Source organism: Streptomyces sp. NPDC001315, from assembly GCF_042896175.1.
GTDB lineage: Bacteria > Actinomycetota > Actinomycetes > Streptomycetales > Streptomycetaceae > Streptomyces.
This window is the reverse complement of record NZ_JBIAWZ010000014.1, coordinates 199,797-217,490: the sequence shown is the minus strand read 5'-3', so window position 1 is coordinate 217,490 and position 17,694 is coordinate 199,797. Positions and strand designations below refer to the sequence as shown.

General features: G+C 72.2%; 11 protein-coding genes. 2 read left to right on the top strand and 9 right to left on the bottom strand.

The window, feature by feature from the left end; genetic code table 11:
- Positions 1-117 precede the first annotated feature (117 nt).
- Together ACFY16_RS31015 and ACFY16_RS31010 are read right to left on the bottom strand one after the other, a co-directional pair.
- Positions 118-1,149: a hypothetical protein gene (locus tag ACFY16_RS31015; RefSeq protein ID WP_390650497.1), complete on the bottom strand. Its 1,032-nt coding sequence runs from the start codon at positions 1,147-1,149 to the stop codon at positions 118-120.
- Positions 1,150-1,260: 111 nt separating this feature from the next.
- A complete protein-coding gene (locus ACFY16_RS31010) occupies positions 1,261-2,232 on the bottom strand; it encodes an LLM class F420-dependent oxidoreductase (protein WP_390650496.1) in 972 nt (323 codons plus the stop codon).
- Positions 2,233-2,329: 97 nt separating this feature from the next.
- Here ACFY16_RS31010 and ACFY16_RS31005 point away from each other — a divergent pair, with 97 nt between their 5' ends.
- Positions 2,330-3,784: a serine hydrolase domain-containing protein gene (locus ACFY16_RS31005; protein WP_390650495.1), complete on the top strand. Its 1,455-nt coding sequence runs from the start codon at positions 2,330-2,332 to the stop codon at positions 3,782-3,784.
- A 47-nt stretch (positions 3,785-3,831) separates the two neighbouring features.
- Here the strand turns inward: ACFY16_RS31005 and ACFY16_RS31000 are convergent, their stop codons facing one another.
- From ACFY16_RS31000 to ACFY16_RS30990, 3 genes are all read right to left on the bottom strand, one after another.
- On the bottom strand, positions 3,832-5,487 hold the full coding sequence (locus ACFY16_RS31000; RefSeq protein WP_390650509.1) for a serine/threonine protein kinase: 1,656 nt from the start codon (positions 5,485-5,487) through the stop codon (positions 3,832-3,834).
- Between the two features lie 484 nt (positions 5,488-5,971).
- Positions 5,972-7,399: a CAP domain-containing protein gene (locus ACFY16_RS30995; protein WP_390650494.1), complete on the bottom strand. Its 1,428-nt coding sequence runs from the start codon at positions 7,397-7,399 to the stop codon at positions 5,972-5,974.
- Between the two features lie 95 nt (positions 7,400-7,494).
- The gene (locus tag ACFY16_RS30990) at positions 7,495-8,730 is read right to left on the bottom strand and encodes a serine hydrolase domain-containing protein (RefSeq protein ID WP_390650493.1); all 1,236 of its coding nucleotides are present in this window, start codon (positions 8,728-8,730) and stop codon (positions 7,495-7,497) included.
- Between the two features lie 312 nt (positions 8,731-9,042).
- Between ACFY16_RS30990 and ACFY16_RS30985 the strand changes: the two genes are divergently transcribed.
- A complete protein-coding gene (locus tag ACFY16_RS30985; protein WP_390650492.1) occupies positions 9,043-10,854 on the top strand; it encodes a M4 family metallopeptidase in 1,812 nt (603 codons plus the stop codon).
- Between the two features lie 298 nt (positions 10,855-11,152).
- On the opposite strand, the gene ACFY16_RS30980 is transcribed toward ACFY16_RS30985, so the two are convergent.
- Genes ACFY16_RS30980 through ACFY16_RS30965 form a run of 4 tightly spaced genes read right to left on the bottom strand, consistent with a single transcriptional unit; the run spans position 11,153 to position 17,648 of the window.
- Complete coding sequence (locus ACFY16_RS30980) at positions 11,153-14,107, bottom strand: AAA family ATPase (RefSeq protein ID WP_390650491.1); 2,955 nt, start codon at positions 14,105-14,107, stop codon at positions 11,153-11,155.
- A 60-nt stretch (positions 14,108-14,167) separates the two neighbouring features.
- Positions 14,168-14,518, bottom strand: coding sequence for a UBP-type zinc finger domain-containing protein (locus ACFY16_RS30975; protein WP_390650490.1), 351 nt, complete (start codon positions 14,516-14,518; stop codon positions 14,168-14,170).
- A complete protein-coding gene (locus tag ACFY16_RS30970) occupies positions 14,515-15,975 on the bottom strand; it encodes an ATP-binding protein (protein ID WP_390650489.1) in 1,461 nt (486 codons plus the stop codon). Before ACFY16_RS30970 ends, ACFY16_RS30975 begins: the two co-directional genes overlap by 4 nt.
- The gene (locus ACFY16_RS30965) at positions 15,972-17,648 is read right to left on the bottom strand and encodes an FAD-dependent oxidoreductase (protein ID WP_390650488.1); all 1,677 of its coding nucleotides are present in this window, start codon (positions 17,646-17,648) and stop codon (positions 15,972-15,974) included. Before ACFY16_RS30965 ends, ACFY16_RS30970 begins: the two co-directional genes overlap by 4 nt.
- Positions 17,649-17,694: the final 46 nt, after the last annotated feature.

Genomic DNA, 17,694 nt, shown 5'->3' with positions numbered 1-17,694 from the left:
AGAGCTACGCCGCAGGACTCCACCTGCGCGGATCCATCCTCTGGTTACGCAGCCTGCCAGCCCTCCCGTGATCTCAACTCAGAACAGGCCCTAGTACCCGCGCGGCGCGCGGAATGCTCAGCCCTCCGGGTGATTCCCGCGAGACCCGCGCAGCGCGGCGATGCACGTGCCGATGGCCGTCTGGAGCTCCTCGAGCTGCTGGACCATGTCGTCCTCGTAGAACTCCTGGGCGTCGTCGAAGGTCAGCTCCTCGAAGACCTTCGTCGCCTTCTGGAGGCTGCTGTAGAACTTCGTCCGCCGTTCCTGGATGCGCAGTTCGGGGTCCGCCTCCACAGCCTCGACGACGAGGGACTTCATGGTGTCGTAGGCCTCGGTGGCCCACTCGACGGTGTCCTCGTCGTCCTCCAGCTCGTCGATGAGCGACAGATGCCGTTCGGCCTCCTGGCGCAGCTGGACGGGCGCGTCGACGGTCTGTCCGGCCGGTGTCTTGATCTGCCCGGACTCGGCGATCTGGCGCACGTACCCGATGCGGTCGGCCGACCGGCTTTCGGAGGCCACCGCCTTCTTGAGGTCGTCGGTGCGTACGACGTCACGGGCCAGCTCGGTCTGGAGCTCCGGGTCCTCCCGGACGCGGTCGAGCAGCGCCTGCCGGGCCGCCCGGGCGGTGGAGGGGTCGGCGAGGATCGCGGCGCGCAGGGCGGTCGGGTTCTCGGCCACCTCCAGCGCCTTCGTCGGGCGGATGCCCTCGGCCTCGGCGGCCTCGGCGATGGCGGTGCCGCGCTCGGACGTGGCGCTGGAGCGGGAGACGTAGTAGCTCAACCACACGTCCGCGTCCGGCAGCTCCACCTCCTGGCCCGGTGCCAGCGCCTCGAAGTGGGGGACGACGCCGTCGTCGGCGGCCCGGTCCCAGGCCTTGTAGTAGCGCATGACCCGCTCGGCCGAGCAACCCGCCAGCTCGGCGAACTCCTTCGCCGACACCTTGGGCGTCCCGTCCGCGCTCTGCCCGCCGGGCCGCACGCTCCGCGCCACCATCAGGCCGAAGGCCCAGCCCCCGGTCCGCGCATAGACGCCGAACTCGCGTGCGTCCCGCGCGACGAGGTCGGACAGGGCTGCGGGGGAGGTCTCGGGCGGGACGATCGCTGGAGTCACAGGTGGCTCTCCTGGAAGCAGGGCTGGTCGGACTGCACACGTGCAGACCGACCAGCTTATATGGGCCCATTCTGTGCGCCGTGGCGTTCTCGTGTCCCCGCGTTCTCGCCCTCAGCCGAAGGCGTCACGCAGCGCGGGCAGCAGCGTCTTCTCCGACCAGGCGAGGTAGGCCGGCTGCGACTCGCCCCCGATCTGGACCAGGGCGATCTCGGTGAACCCGGCGTCCGCGTACGGGCGTACGGCCTCGACGAAGTCCGCGGGGTCGTCGCCGCACGGGATCGAGGCGGCCACGTCGTCGGGCGTCACGTACTGGGTGGCCGACTCGAAGGAGTCCGGGTGCGGCAGTTCGGCATTGACCTTCCAGCCGCCGCCGAACCAGCGGAACTGCGCGTGTGCGCGCTTGACGGCCGTGTCCCGGTCGGGGTCGTGGCAGACCGGCAGCTGCCCCACGCGGGGCTTGCCCGCGCCACCGTGCCGGTCGAAAGCGTCCAGCAGCCCCCGCTTCGGGTCCGTGGCGATCACCAGGTCGGCGAGCCGGCCCGCGAGGGCGCAGGACTGCTCACCGGAGACCGCGATCCCGAGGGGCGGCGGCTGGTCGGGCAGGTCCCACAACCGGGCCGACTCCACGTCGAAGTGCGTGCCGCGGTGGTTCACGTGGCCGCCCTCGAACAGTGCGCGGATGATCTCCACCGCTTCCTCGAGCATCTCGTGCCGCACGTCGACCGACGGCCAACCGCCGCCCACCACATGTTCGTTGAGGTTCTCGCCCGAGCCGAGCCCCAGCCGGAACCGGCCCTGCGACAGCAACTGCATCGTCGCCGCCTTCTGCGCCACCACCGCCGGGTGGTAGCGGAAGGTCGGACAGGTCACGTACGTCATCAGCGGAATACGCGAGGTCGCCTGCGCGGCTGCGCCCAGGACGCTCCACGCGTACGGTGAGTGACCCTGCGCGCGCAGCCACGGAAAGTAGTGGTCCGAGGTCACGGAGAAGTCGAAGCCCGCCTCCTCGGCCCGCACCAGATGGTCCACCAGCTCACGGGGGCCGGCCTGCTCGGTCATCATCGTGTATCCGATTTGCACCATGTTCGCCGAGTCCCCGGCCGATGGTGGACGGAAACGAGACACCCTCCGGTGTGGAAAACCCGTCGAACGGGGCCGGGCGCCGGGAGAGGATGCCGGTATGAGCGTTCCCCCGCTGCCCATGGGCACCCCCGCCGACCAGGGCGTCGACGCATCCGGCGTCCACGCCTTCCTCGACGCGCTGGAAGGCGCCCCGGACATCGAGCCGCACAGCCTGATGATCATGAGGCACGGTCACCTGGTCGCCTCCGGCTGGTGGGCGCCGTACACCCCGGAGCGCCCCCATCTCCTCTACTCGCTCAGCAAGAGCTTCACCGCGACGGCCGCCGGGTTCGCCCTCGCCGAGGGGCTGATCGGTCTGGACGACCTGGTGATCTCTTACTTTCCGGAGTTCGAGGCGGACATCACGGATCCACGCAGCCGTGCGATGCGCGTGCGACACGTGGCGTCCATGTCCAGCGGGCACCTCGCCGAGACCATCCACGAGTCCCTCGCCGTCGATTCCGCGGAGCCCGTACGGGGATTTTTGCTGCTGCCACCGGACCGTGACCCGGGCACGCTCTTCGCCTACAACCAGCCCACCACGTACACGCTGGCCGCGATCGTCCAGCGGGTGACCGGACAGCCCCTCACCGAGTACCTGCGGCCGCGGCTGCTGGACCCGCTGGGCATCGGCGCCGTGTCGTGGCTGCGGGACCGGGGCGGCCGCGAGCTCGGCTACAGCGGACTGCACGCCACCACCGACGCTGTCGCCCGGCTCGGCCAGCTGTATCTGCGCGGCGGCGTCTGGGAGGGCGAGCGCCTGCTGTCGCGGGAGTGGGTCGAGCTGGCCACGCGGGAGCACATCCCGACCGTGAGCGGCACGGCCGAGGCGGACCGGCGGGACTGGGACCGGGGGTACGGATTCCAGTTCTGGCAGTCCCGGCACGGATACCGCGGGGACGGGGCGTACGGCCAGTTCTGCCTGGTGCTGCCCGAGTACGACGCCGTGATCGCGACGACCGCGGCGACCGAGCAGATGCAGGCGCTGCTCGACCTGGTCTGGGAGCACCTGCTGCCCGCCTTCCGCCCCGCACCTCTGCCCGGCCGCGAGCAGGCGGACACGGCTCTGGCGCAGCGGCTGGGGCGGCTCGCGCTGCCGCCGGCCGTGGGCAAGAGCGCCCCGCCCGAGCGGGCCGAGGCCTGGTCCGGTGCCGAGTTCACCCCGTCCGGCGGGGTGTGCGCTGCCCAGCCGGGCCTGACCGGCGTCGCCGTCACGGCGGGCGCGGACGGCTGGACGCTGACGCTGACCGAGGACGGCGAGCGACTCCGGCTCGGGCTCGGGTCGGGTGGGTGGAACGTCGCCGAGGAGCCGCTGCCCACCGCCGTCAGCGGCGGGTGGGTCGACGCGCGGACCCTGGAGGTGCACACGGCGTTCCTGGAGACGCCGCACCGCCTGGTCGTGACCTGCTCACTCGACGACCGCACCTTCACGGCACGCTGGCGCACGGAACCACTGCACGGCGGGCGGCTGTGCTCCTTCCGGGCGCCGCATGGCTCGGTCGACTCGGTCTGACCCCGGCCGGGCCGCAGGAAGGCGTCCGGAGGAGCCCGGTGGCGGGCTCAGTCCGACCCGGGTCGGAACGTTCGCAGGAAGATGTCCAGTGCCTGCTCGTTCGCGGCCTTGTCCCAGTCGGCGGCGGGCGTCGTCCAGCGCAGCGAGAAACCGCGGTGCCCGCCGAGGAGGAAGCCGCGGCCGAAGGTGCGCACCCGGGTGCCGTCCACATCGACGAGCCACTCCATGTCGGCGGCCCGGAAACCCTGGTACGTCGTGGCACGGATCTCCCCGATCCGCTGGAACCCCGCATCCTGCTCCAGGCCGGGCTCGACGTCGTCCCGCCAGACGGCGACCGGATCCGGGCCGACGCGCTCGCTGTAGGTCACCGCGAGCGTGCGTGGGTCGTCTTCCGCGCCGAAGGTGACGCGGTAGGCCAGGTCGGACGCGCGTGAGGTGGTCAGCCGCTCCCAGCCGTCGAGTAGGGCGACGGAGAACCCCTCCGGCGCGTCGTAGACATGGTATCCGGACGGCAGGGCGGTCGCGGACACCGAGGAGGACGGTGTGGGTGTGGGTGTGGGTGTGTGCGTCGGCGTCGAAGTGGGTGTAGGCGTCGGCGCGCCGGAGGCTCTGTCGCCGTCGGCGCCGTCCGGCGCCGTGGCGGACGCGGAGGCGGGAACGGAGGGGCGAGGCCGGGCGCCGGCCGCGGAGCCGCCGGTGCCGGGCAGCTGGCCGGTCGCGGCGAGGACGGCGACCGCGACGGTGACGACGGCAAGGCCGGTCCCGGCGGCCATGGTCCGGCCGCTCCACTCCGGGCCGGCGTGGCGGACGGTGGCGTACGCGCGGCGCAGCCGGGGCGTGGGCGCGGTCGGCAGGACCATGTCGGGATCCTCGGTGAGGACGCGGGTGAGGGTCTCGCGGACGAGTGGGCGGGACAGCCGCTCACGGGAGTCCTTGCGCAGCAGCCCCTGCACGGCCTGGGCGAGCGGGCCGGCGCGCAGCGGGGTGCGCAGCGGCAGCCGGTCGACGCCCTTCAGCGTGGCCTCGGGCCGGTCCCGCTCCCGGAACGGCGGACGTCCCTCGACCATCGTGTAGAGGATCGCGCCCAGCGCCCACAGATCGGCCGCGGGACCGATGCGTTCGTCGCGTGCCTGTTCGGGTGAGGCGTACGACGGTGCCGTGACCCGGGGCGCGAGGGTCGCGCCCGCCAGCCCGAAGCCGGTGATCATGACCGGGCCGCGGTCGCGCACGTACACCTGGCCCGGGCTGAGCTCGCCGTGTGTGATGCCCTCGCCGTGCGCGGCCTCCAGCACGTCGAGCAGCTCCAGCCCGATCCGGGCCGCCCGGACGTAGTTGAACGTGCCCTGCTGGGCGAGGAGTTCGCCCAGCGGCGTACCGTCGACCCACTCGGTGACGGTCCACAGGGTGCCCGCCTCCTCGACGGCGTCGACGACCGGCACGACCCGGCCGGGGCACACGCGCGCCAGTGTCTCCGACATGCGCAGGATACGACCGGTGGTCCGGCGCGCGTCCTCCTCGCCGGCGGCGCCGACGTCACCGGCGCCGCCCGGGAACCCGATCTGGGTGAGGAGGCACGGACGCTGGGCCTCCACGTCCTCGCCGTACCAGCAGACGCGGTTCGTTTCGCGGGAGACGACGTCGAGGAGCCGGTATCTCCCGGCCACCAACTCGTGCGTGAAGACATGCGCCTTGACCATGGTCATCCCTCGCTGCACCCCGGGTTCTCACCTTTCCCATGGGTACGGCGGCCGCGACGGGGTCTGTTCAAATCCTCCCCGAATTCGGGGTCATTCCTGTCTTTCATTCAAAGAGCGGCGAGTCCTACGTGCGATGAAAAGGCGTCAGAGCGGCGGTCGGCACCAGGGAACGCCGCTCCCACCTCGGGCAGGGACGCCCGTGCACACGCACCCGGAATTCATCCGCGAGCCATCCGCGATGCGAATGCCGTTACGCCGACCTGGCGGTAACCAGCGGTAAAGGGACTTGAATGCGAACTGCCCGGCGCGGGCCTGTTCGGCGGCGCGCAATGAACGTACTCCCGTCGGAGCCCCGTCCCGGCTCAGTTCGAACCGCTCCGACCCGGACAGCACCTCCCGGTCGTGGCGTCGCCCCGCACACGACCAGCCCCAACCGGGTGTCCTCACCGACCCGTTCCAGGACCTGCCGGGCCACCGGCGGCAGGCGCCCTCAGGCGCCGAAGAGCTGGGTCCAGTACGTGCCCGCCGGGCCGCCGCCCGCGAAGCCGACCCCGATGTGGGTGAAGTCGGGCTTGAGGATGTTGGCGCGATGGCCTGGGCTGTTCATCCAGCCCTCGACCACTTCGGCGGGGGAGCGCTGCCCGCAGGCGATGTTCTCGCCGATCGTGCGCCGGGTGGAGCCCGCCGCGGCGGCCCGGTCCCAGGGCCGGCTGCCTTCGGGCGACGTGTGGGAGTAGAAGGCGCGCGCCACCATGTCCGCACTGTGCGTCCGCGCGGCGGCGTGGAGCTGCGGATCGGCGGACAGGGGGCGCAGGCCGGCCCGGGCGCGCTCGGCGTTGGTGAGGGCGACGACCTCCGCCTCCGTGCGGGCCAGCCCGTCGGCGGTGAGCGGTGTCGTCCACAGCGCGGTCCAGTAGGTGTCGCCGCCGCCCGTGACGTACGCCAGGCCGGCGTGAGTGAACGCCGGGTCCTGGAGGGTGCGCCGGGGCTGGTCGGTGCGCAGGCAGTACGCGACGAACTCGGCGGGCGTGCGCGGACCGGAGATCAGGTGCTCGCCGACGGTGAGATACGCGTAGCCGGCGGCGGTGACGCGCTGGTGGACGGAGACGCCGTCCCGGCCCTCGGTGCCGAGACGGCCGGCCGCGGCCATGGCCGCCGCATGCCCGCGCGCCGCGGAGACCAGTCGGGCGTCGAGAGCGACGGGCGGGGAACCGGCCCCGGCGCGGGCGGAGTTGACCAGGCTCACGAAGCCGTCGGGGTCGGGGGCGGGAGCGCGGTCGCGCGGGTGGAGGGAGGCGACCTCGCGGGCGGGCGCACGGCCCGGAACGGTGACCGGCCCGCGTACGGGGGCGGACCCGGCAGTGGTCCCGCCCGGCACGAGCCTCGGGGAGGACACGGGAGTGGGCACCGTGGGGGCGGCGGTGGGTGCCCCGGCCGTGTCGTCGGTGACGTCCACGCCGAAGTCCCGGGCGAGGCCCGCCAGCCCGTCGGCGTACCCCTGGCCGACGGCACGCAGCTTCCAGCCGGTGCCTCGCCGGTATATCTCCGCGAGCAGCAGAACCGTCTCCCGCTGTGGCCGTGGCGGGGCGAACCGGGCGAGCGTACGGCCGTGCCGATCGGTGACGTGGAGTGCGGGTGCGGGCAGGCGGCCCAGGGGAGTTCCGGGGTCGGCGGGGCTGACGACCACCGTGATCCGGGTGGCCCCGGCGCGCAGTGCGGGCGGGTCGACGGTCAGGGTGTCGCCGCTGAGGCGGGCCCCCGGGGCGGTCGGCTGGTTGTAGAAGACGAAGTCGCCGTCGCCCCGGACTGTGCCGCCGTCGTCGGTGATCAGCGCGGACACGTCGAACGGGCCCGGCACCCGGACGGTCAGGGCGCCGCCCGGGAGGGGCACATTGCCTCCGGGGACCAACTCGCTCATCGTGCCGCCCCTGGTGTCGTGGTGCCGGGCCTGTCGGGGTCTCGTACGGACAACGTGCACCAGGGCGGACGGGTTCCTCGGCACCGGGAGGCGGCTCAGTACCTGGCGATCCCCGGAGCGATGTCCTCGTGGCGTTCGACGGACACCTCCCGACCGCCGGCGGAGCCGGTCCGCTCCCGCTTGCCGCAGAACGCGGACTCCAGCGTGCCCAGCATCGTGTTCAGCACATCGCCGTTGTTGGAGGTGGTGGCGAGTGCGGTGAGGCTGCGCCGGCCGTCCTTGGACGTGAACGCGTAGCTGTAGTAGCCCTGCACGGCGCCTGTGTGCCCGTACACGGACACCCCACAGGACAGATCGCGCCGCCGCAGCCCGAGCCCGTACCCCTGTGTGCCGTCGACCGGAACCCACTGTTCCATCTCCGTCAGCCGCCTGGCCGAGGTCAGCCGGCCACGCAGCAGCGCCGAGTAGAAGGTGTTGAGGTCGCGGGTGCTGGAGATGATCGCGCCCGCGCTCTGCGCCCAGGACACCGTCTGCTCGGTGGCGTCGATCAGCGGGGCGCCGTCCTCGTCGGGGGTGAGGTAGCCGTGGGCGTGGCGGCCGGGGATCAGGGTGCCGGGGTGGACGTAGAAGGTGTCGCGCAGGTTCAGCGGCGTGATGATCCGGTTCTGGTACTCGGTGCCCACGGAGTGTCCGGTCAGCTTCTCGATGAGGAGGCCGGCGACGACGAAGTTGGTGTTGGAGTAGGAGTAGGCGGCACCGGGTTCGTTGGTGCGCGGATGCTGAAGCGAACGGGCCACCAGCTGGCGGTAGGTGAAGACCTTGGTGCGGACCGCCTCGAAGCCCGGGACCGACTCCGCGAACATGTCGTTCGTGTAGTCGTACAGGCCGCTGCGGTGGCTCAGCACATGCCGCACCGTGATCCGGTCGTCGGGCAGCAGGTCCGGCAGATAGCGGTTGACCGGGGCGTCCAGGTTCAGCCTGCCCGCGTCGGCCAGTTGCAGCAGGACGACGGCGGAGAAGGTCTTGGTGATGCTGCCGACGCGGAAGCGGTCGGTGTCGGCCAGGGCCCGTCCGGTGGCGCGGTCCGCCAGGCCCACGGCCGCCAGGCGGACCGTGCCTTGGTCGTCGATCCGCGCCATCGCGCCCGGCGCGCCCTGCCGCTGCGCCGTGCGCAGGACCGTGAGCAGTCCCGTGAGGTCGGGCTGCGGCAGCGCACCGGCCGTGACCGCGGCGGGGGTCGCCTCCCGGGGTACGGCGTTCGCCGGGGCCCCGAGGAGGGACAACAGGACCGCCCCCAGTGCCGTACCCGTGCGGACCGTTGCTGTGACCATTGGATTCCTCTCTTCGCCGGTCGGGCGGGCGTCAATGCGAGATGTGTCACACCCGTCCCGGGGCAACCTTCTCGTGTCTCGTCATATCTCCACGGTCGACGCACAGTTGGTCATTCGCCGATCACTGAGCGGGGCGTATGTGCAAAGTAATGCCATGAAAAGCATGTAAGAGGATCATTCGTGCTTTACATGAACATGACTCATCGGTAAGGGTTTCACTCTGGGGCTCTCCCGGCCCCCATGGCGCTCAACGGCGCCATGCGTCAGGGCGGTTGGTCACCCGGCCGTCTGTGAACGAAGGAACCCTCCGTAGTGCGTAGACCCCATATACGCAGCCTGGCGGTGGCCGTCGCTGTGACGACAGCTGCCACGGGGCTCGCGGGCACTGCCTTCGCGGACCCGTCCTCGGGGACGGCAGCGGGCGCTGCCTCGACCTCGGCCACGTCCGTCGTGGGGGCGGCGACTGCCGCCGCCTTCGCCCACGCCTCGGCGACCGGTGTCACCCTGGGCGACGAACTGCACGCCCAGGACGTGCTGATCGACCCGGAAGGCGCGCGCCACGTCCGGTTCGCCCGGACCCATCGGGGCATGCCGGTCCTCGGCGGCGACCTGGTCGTCCACCTCACCCAGCGGCTGAAGTACGCGGGCGTCACCCGCGCCGCCGACCACACGGTCCGGCCCGCCGCCGGCAAGGCCAAGCTGACGGCACGGCAGGCCGAGACGAAGGCCGCCGCCGTCGCCAAGGGCGATGCGGGCAGTGCCGAACTCGTGGTCGACGCCCGCGACGGCTCCTCGGCGCTCGCCTACCAGGTGCACGTGAGCGACAGCGACACCACCGAGGGCGGCGGCTCCCGTACGGTCGTCATCGACGCCCTCACCGGCAAGGTGCGCAGCAACACGCCCGACAGCGACGAGTTCCTGTCGCCCCAGCTGCTCGACACCCTGAGCGAGCGCGGCGAGACGCTCAACCCGGCCGTCGGCACCGCACCGCGGACCGCCTTCCTCGCCGCGAGCTCCGCCACCTCGGCGACCTCCGTGACCGCAGTCGCCGCCCGCTACCCGGCCACCGCCTTCGGCACCGGCTCCTCCCTCTTCGTCGGCAAGGTCCCGCTGGTCACCACCCGCACGGCGAGCACCACGTACGTGCTGAAGGACCCGTCCCGCTGGAACACCGAGACACGGGACGCCAAGGGCCAGGAACTGGAGAACTTCGCGCAGGGCAAGCAGTTCACCACCACGAACAACCAGTGGGGCAACGGTGCCGTCTCCAGCCGCGCCAGCGCCGCCGTCGACGCCCAGTACGGCATCGCCAAGACCCTGGACTTCTACAAGAAGACCTTCGGGCGCAAGGGCATCGAGAACAACAGCAAGGGCGCACGCGCCATGGTCCACTTCGGCGACCAGGTGGGCAACGCGTTCTGGGACCCGTACTGCGACTGCATGCTGTACGGCGACGGCGACGGGACCCTGTTCAAGAAGCCGCTCGTCGTCCTCGACGTCACCGGCCACGAGCTCACCCACGGCGTCGTCGACGCGACCGCCCGCCTGGAGCCCACCCGCGTGGACGCGCAGGGCAACCAGTACGGGGAGCCCGGCTCCCTGAACGAGTCCCTTGCGGACATCTTCGGCTCCAACGTCGAGTTCAGCGCGAACAACCCGAACAACCCGCCGAACTACCTCGTGGGCGAGAAGCTGGGCCTCTCCCAGAAGTTCCTGCGCCGCCTCGACAAGCCCTCCCTCGACAAGCTGGAGGGCACGATCGACTACTGGTCCGCGGCGACGTACGACACCGAGGTCCACGCCGGCTCCGGTGTCTCCTCGCACGCGTACTACCTCCTCGCCGAGGGCAGCGGCAAGAAGACCATCGGCGCTGTCACCTACGACTCGCCGACCTACGACGGCCTTCCGGTGACGGGCATCGGCCGTACCAAGTCCACGGCGATCTTCTACCGTGCCCTGACCCGCTACATGGTCTCCACGACCGACTTCCACGACGCGCGCGTCGCGACGCTGAAGGCGGCGAAGGACCTCTACGGGGCGGACAGCACGGAGTACAAGGCGGTGGACCGCGCCTGGGCCGCCGTCAACGTCACCGCCGCCAACACGCCGGCCGCGCGCAACTGACACCAGGCCGACCCGGACGGTCCGGGTGCCCCGCCGACGGGCGGGGTATCCGGGTGCCGTATCTCAGATCCACTGCCGCTCCACCTCCGCGATCCCGCCCTGGCCCGCCGTCACCGCCTCCCGGTACACCGTGCCCCGATGCCGTATACGGCTGATTGTGCCGCCGGGCACTGACAACGCCGCCGACCGGCCGTCCGCTCAGATGCCGGGCAGAGGTCGGTGGGCACGGCGTCGACGATCCGCGGTTTGCCCTTGCCGAACTCGTCGGGGGTGACCTGGCGACGTGGGGGGGCACGGATCAGCCGGAAGAGTTCGGGTCCGGCGCGATCAGCCTCGCCCGGTAGGCGATCGCCACCGCCTCCGTACGGCTCGCGGCGCCCAGCTTGGCGAGGATGTTGGAGACGTGGACGCTCGCCGTCTTGCCGGTGATGAACAGCTCCTCGCCGATCTGGCGGTTGCTGCGGCCGAGCGCGAGGAGGCGCAGCACGTCCTGCTCACGAGCCGTCAGGGGCGACACGCCGTTGCCGGTCGGCCGGCTGTCCGTGAGGCGGCCGCGCCGGACCAGGGCGTCCACCCGCTCCCGCAGCAGTGTGGCGCCGAGCCGGTCGGCTGTCTCGCGTACCTCCCGTGCCTCGGTGGCCGCTTCGTCGCGGCGGTCGGCGACGAGGAGTGCCTCGGCGAACCGCAGCCGACAGCGGGCCCCCTCGTACATGTCGCCGTAGTCGAACGCGGCCACCGCCTTCGCCCAGGCCGCCGGGTCCGGTCCGGACACCGCCCGGGTCCACTCCGCCTCCGCGCGGGCCAGCCACGCCTGGCCTTCCGGGCCCTGCGGTGGTCCGGACTCGCTCTGCGCGGCCGTCTCCCGTGCCAGCCGCACCAGTTCGGCCGCGGTGTCCGTCCACCGGCTCAGCTCCGGTTCACTGCCGGTCGGGCGCAGTTCGGCGGTCCGGTCGGCGACCGCGGACAGCGCGAGGGCGGCCAGCCGGACCGCGGCGTCGGGTCGCGTGCCCCCGTCGGAGAGGGCCGCGATCGTGGAACGCGCCCGCTCCACGGCGTCCTCCGGATCCCCGCGCAGCGCGGCGGCGTCGGTCAGCACAAGGCCCGCGACAAGCGTCGCCAGCCAGTTGAAGGGCCCCTCCAGCAGGTGGCGGGCCCGGTCGACGGCCGCCCGGTCGCCGCGCGCGACGCCGACGTACCACGCGGGTCCGAGCGCGTACCCGCCCGACGCGGGCAGCACCTCGGCAGTGGCCGCCGCGCGCAGGCACTCCTCCCAGCGCCCCAGCGTGTACATCACGAGCAGTTGGAGGTAGCGCATCTCCAGCGGATACTCCGAGGACAGCAGCCCCGCGCGGCGGGCCCGGTCCAGCCCCTCGGCCAGCCAGGGCAGGCACTCCTCCAGGTCGCCCGACTCGAAGCAGCCGACGGCCAGATGGAACAGCGCGCGCATCTCCACCGTGCTGTTGCCCGACCGTCGGGCCAGGTCGCGGGCCTGCCTGAGCCGCTCGCGGCCCTCCGGGGCGCGCCGCGTGCCCCCTTCGAGGCCGACCAGCGAGATGAGCAGGTCGGCCTGCGCATCGGTCACGCGCAGCGTTTCGGCGACGGGCAGCGCCTGGCGGGCCACGCGGAGCGCGGTCTCGGTCTCCCCGAGCTGACGCGCCGCCACGACGTGGGTCGCCGCCGCCCACACCCAGGTGGGCGAGGGGGGATCGGCGGGTATGAGCGCGAGCGCCTCGCTGCTCTGGGCGAAGGCCGCCTTGAGACTGTCGACCTTCAGCAGGTTCCCCGCGAGGGTGTAGCGGACGCGGGCGGCGAGCTCGGAGTCCGGGTCCTGCCCGATGCCGGCGAGGGCGGCCCTGGTGAGGGAGACCGCGCGATGGCCCTCACCTGCCTGCGCGGCAGCCACCGAGGCCCGCAGCGTGAGCGTCACCTGGTCGACTCCCTCGCCCGCGGGCCGCGCGGCCGGGTCCACCGCCGACCACAGATCCAGGGCCGCCTCCAGGTGCCGCAGTTCCTCCGCGGGCGCCCCGACCCGCTGGGCGTGCCCGGCGGCCTCCAGCGAGGCCGCGAGCGCCTCCGTCAGGTCGTGGCTCTCGCGGTAGTGGTGGGCGCGCTCGGCGGCACTCTCGGCCGGGTGGCCGCGCCCGGCCAGCAGCCGGGCGAACGCCCCGTGCAGCCGCGCCCGTTCGCCGGGCAGCAGATCGGCGTACACCGCCTCGCGGGCAAGCGCGTGCCGGAAGGCGTACGTGTCCCCGTCCCCGGTGACGAGGAGCTGGTGCCCGACGGCCTCGCGCAGCGCCGACTCCAGCTCGTCCCCGGGCAGCCCGACCGCCTCGCTCAGCAGGTCGTGCTCGATTTGACGCCCCGCCACCGCGGCGGTACGCAGCACCAGTTGCGCGGTCTCGGACAGCTGCTCGACGCGGATGAGGAGGACGTCGGCCAGGCCGCTGGGCACGCCGCCGGCCTGCGCGTCCGTCGCCGCGAGCAGCTCCTCCGCGTAGAAGGCGTTGCCCTCGGCGCGCTCCACGATCCCGCGGACCGTGGCGTCGGGCAGCGGGCGGTCCTGCCGGGCGCGTACCAGCCGGGTGACCTCCGTGTCGGTCAGGGGCCGCAGCTCCAGGCGTTCGACGGAGGGCAGCCGCACCAGTTCGGCCAGCAGTGGGCGCAGGGGGTGGCGGCGGTGCAGGTCGTCGGCGCGGTACGACGCGAACACCGCGAGGCGGTGCGTGGGCGCACCGCCGGCGGGGCGTTGGAGGATGCCGCGGCTGAGCAGGAACCGCAGCAGGTCCCGGGAGGACTGGTCGGCCCAGTGCAGGTCCTCCACGACGAGCAGCAGGGGGGCGGTCTTCGCCAGGTCGGCCAGCAGCGCCGCCACCCCCTCGAAGAGCCGCAGCCGCCCGCCCGCGTCCCCGGCGGCGTCCGTCCCCGCGCCCAACAGTCGGTCCACCGCGGGATGCGCGGCCAGCACCGCCGCGAACCGCTCGTCGGCGGCCACCGCCCCCAGGATCTCGGTGAACGGCAGATACGGCAGGCCCACGTCACCCAGGTCGACGCAGTGACCGGTGAGCACGGTCGTCCCGGCCGCGGCCGCCTGCCCGGTGACCTCGTCCAGGACCCGTGTCTTGCCGACCCCGGCGTCCCCGGCGATCAGCACGGCACGGGCCTCACCGGCCCGGGCGCGCTCCAGTACACCGGCGAGGCGGGAGAGTTCCCCCTCCCGGCCGACGAGAGGCGTGGTGAAGATGGTCTGCGGCACGGCCCCATCCTGGCACGCGCCTGTGACAACGCTCCTGCCGCAGCCCGGACGGAGGACGGTTCAGTGCAGCTTCTCCGCCCAGTTCGCCGGCACCCGCCCCGCGGGCCCCGGAATGGGCTGGTCCGCGGGGTGGCTCTCCGGCGGTGCGAGCTCGGGCCCGGACTCGTACAACTCGTTCGTCTCGTAGTTCCAGAACCACTCCTCGCCCGGCTCGAAACTGCGTATCAGGGGATGCCCGGTCGCCTTGTGGTGCGCGGTGGCGTGCTGGGAGGGGGAGGAGTCGCAGCAGCCGATGTGCCCGCACTGCGCGCAGCGCCGCAGATGGAACCACCAGCCGCCCGCCCCGTCGCACTCGACGCAGCCGGTACCGCTCGGCGGGACGCTCGTGTCGATGCCGTCATTGCCGCTCATGCCGCCTCCTCGGGGATGGTGTCGGGGTCCGCCGCCGTGAGCGGGAGGAGGACCCGGAACCGGGTGTCGCCCGGCACGGACTCGACCTCGATGTTGCCGTGGTGCTTGTTGACGACGATCCGCCAGGAGATGTCCAGGCCCAGTCCCGTCCCCTGGCCCACCGGTTTGGTGGTGAAGAACGGGTCGAAGATGCGGCTGCGGATCTCCGGTGGCACGCCGGTCCCCGAGTCCCGGAACTCCACCAGCAACTGGTCGTTCTCCAGCGCGGTCCGCACCGTCAACGTCCCGTCGCCGCCCGCGCTGTTGACGGCGGAGACCGCGTTGTCGATCAGGTTGGTCCACACCTGGTTGAGCTCCGCAGGGTACGCCGGGATCCGCGGGAGCGTACGGTCGAACTCCTTCACGACCTTGATCCGCTCCCCGATCTTCCCCGAGAGCATCAGCAGGGTGCTGTCGAGGAGTTCGTGCACGTCGGCGACCTGGTAGGGGGCACGGTCGAGCTGCGAGTACTGCTTGGCGGCGTCGACGAGGTGCGAGATGCGGGTGGTGGAGTCCTCGATCTCGTCCATCAACAGCTCGGTCTCGACGGTGTAGTTGAGCCAGCCGACCGCGCCCGGCAGGATCTCCTCGTCCACGGCCGCCGCGACCTGGTCCAGCCAGTCGATGTCGAGGCCGGCCTGCACGAAGGTGGGAGCGAGCCGCCAGCCGTCCGGGATGTCGTGGTCGTCGAGCCAGTCGGTGAGCGCGTCCTCCCGGTCCGCCGCCTCCAGCGGGCTCAACGCGGGTGCCTTGGCGACGCGTTCGGCGGTGCGTTCCTGGATCTCGATGAGGTTGGCGAGGGCCTCGCGCGGATACGGGCCCGCGGAGATGACGGCGAGCTTGTGCCGCATCTTGGCGACCCGTTCGCGCAGTGTGGCGGTGGCGCGGACAGCGGCCGCCGCGGGGTTGTTCAGCTCGTGCGTGAGGCCCGCGGACAATGAGCCCAGTGCCAGCAGCCGTTCACGCTGCCCGATGGCCCGCTGTGTGCTCTTCGACCCGAAGAACAGCCCCTCCAGCAGATGGACCGCCATCGGGAACCACTCCTGCATGATGCTCGCGAACGTGTCGGCGGGCAGCACGAAGAACCGCGTCGGTTCCGTGACGCGCATGGAGTTGTTGTAGCCCTGTCGGACCCGGTCCCCGAGGTATGCCTGCATGGCCCCTGAGTAGACGCCGGGCTGCGAGGTGCGGGTGACCTCCACGTCGTCGCCGCCGACCCGCCGGGACAACACGACCGTGCCCTCGATCATCACGAAGAAGCAGGTGGCCGGCTCACCCTCGGCGTACACGGGTCCGGGTGCGAACTTCTCCACCCGCCCCTCGCTGCACAGCCGCCCGAGTTGCTGAGGTGTCAGCTTCTCGAACAGGAACAGCGAACCGATCTCCTGCGCGCTGCAGGGCATCACCTGCCCGCTCACGACTGCTCCAGATACCGGTGGACGAGCATCACGGCCATGGCTCCCTCTCCGACGGCGGACGCGACACGCTTGGCGGACTCGGCACGCGCGTCGCCCGCCACGAACACGCCGGGAATGTTGGTCTCCAGGTGGTACGGCGGCCGGTCCAGCTCCCAGTCCGCCGGTGGCCGCCCGTCCGGGGTGAGGTCGGGGCCGGTCAGGATGAACCCGTGCTCGTCCCGCAGCACCGTGCCGTCCAGCCAGCCGGTCAGCGGGGCCGCGCCGATGAACACGAACATCCACTGCGCGTCGACCAGTTCGGTCCGGCCCGTGTCCATGTCGCGCAGGGTGAGCTGCTCCAGGTGGTCGGAGCCGTGCGCGGACTCGACGACGGTACGCGCGCGAACCGAGATGTTCGGTGCCTCGCTGATCTGCTGGATCAGGTAGTACGACATCGACGCGGACAGGTCGGCGCCGCGCACCAGCAGGGTCACCGACTTGGCACCCCGGGCCAGGTACATGGCCGCCTGCCCCGCCGAATTGGCGCCCCCGACGATGTACACGTCGTGCCCCTGGCAGGAGGCCGCCTCGGTCAGCGCCGACCCGTAGAACACTCCGCACCCGGTCAGGTCGTTGCAACCCGGCGCCTGCAGTTGCCGGTACGACACGCCGGTCGCGAGGATCACACTGTGCGCGGCGACCGCCGACCCGTCCGAGAACCGCACCGTCCGCGCGGCACCGTTGACCTCCAGCCCCGTCACCTCGCGCGCGGTGAGGATCTCGGCGCCGAACTTCGCCGCCTGCCGCCGGGCCCGGTCGGTGAGCTGCGCCCCCGACACGCCGTCCGGGAAGCCGAGGTAGTTCTCGATCCGCGAGCTCTGCCCGGCCTGCCCGCCGGTCGCCGACCGCTCCACGAGCACGGTCCGCAGACCCTCCGAGGCCCCGTACACCGCGGCACCCAGCCCCGCGGGCCCACCGCCGATCACGACGAGGTCGTAGAAGTCGGCCGTCGGTGTCGTCGCCAGCCCCACCCGCGCTGCCAGCTCGGGCGCCTGCGGCTCGACCAGCGGCGCCCCGTCCGGGGTGATCACCAGCGGCAGTCGCTGACCGTCCTGGCCGGCCGCCGCCAGCAGCCGCTGCCCCTCGGGCTCCTCGGCCGAGTACCAGCGGTACGGCACCTGGTTGCGGGCCAGGAACTCCCGCACGTCGGACGAGCGCGCCGACCAGCGGTGGCCGACCACCTTGGTGCTGGGCACCGGCCGGAAGTCACTGCAGCGCCACGCCTCCAGCAGGTCGTCCAGCACCGGATAGAGCTTCTCCTCCGGCGGATCCCACGGTTTGAGCAGATAGTGGTCGAGATCGACGACGTTGATCGCGTCGATCGCGGCGCCGGTGTCCGCGTACGCGGTCAGCAGTATGCGCCGCGCGCCCGGATACACGTCCAGGGCCTGTTCCAGGAACTCGATGCCGTTCATCTGCGGCATGCGGTAGTCGGCCAGGATCACGGCCACGAGGTCGCCGCGCAGCTTCAGCTCGCGCAGCGCGTCCAACGCGGACTCGCCGGACTCCGCGCGCACGATCCGGTACGACTCGCCGTAGCGCCGCCTCAGATCCCGGGCGACGGCACGGGAGACTCCCGGGTCGTCGTCCACGGTCAAGATGACGGTCCGCGCTGCCTCGGCAGCCTGTGCCATACGTCTCCCACCCCGAGTGATCGGATGTGCGGCACGGCGCCTCCTT

Excerpts from the sequence above, each read along its gene's own strand:
- ACFY16_RS31010 (WP_390650496.1), bottom strand. The coding sequence starts at position 2,232 with ATGGTGCAAATCGGATACACGATGATGACCGAGCAGGCCGGCCCCCGT.
- ACFY16_RS31005 (WP_390650495.1), top strand. The coding sequence starts at position 2,330 with ATGAGCGTTCCCCCGCTGCCCATGGGCACCCCCGCCGACCAGGGCGTC.
- ACFY16_RS31000 (WP_390650509.1), bottom strand. The coding sequence starts at position 5,487 with ATGACCATGGTCAAGGCGCATGTCTTCACGCACGAGTTGGTGGCCGGG.
- ACFY16_RS30995 (WP_390650494.1), bottom strand. The coding sequence starts at position 7,399 with ATGAGCGAGTTGGTCCCCGGAGGCAATGTGCCCCTCCCGGGCGGCGCC.
- ACFY16_RS30990 (WP_390650493.1), bottom strand. The coding sequence starts at position 8,730 with ATGGTCACAGCAACGGTCCGCACGGGTACGGCACTGGGGGCGGTCCTG.
- ACFY16_RS30975 (WP_390650490.1), bottom strand. The coding sequence starts at position 14,518 with ATGAGCGGCAATGACGGCATCGACACGAGCGTCCCGCCGAGCGGTACC.
- ACFY16_RS30965 (WP_390650488.1), bottom strand. The coding sequence starts at position 17,648 with ATGGCACAGGCTGCCGAGGCAGCGCGGACCGTCATCTTGACCGTGGAC.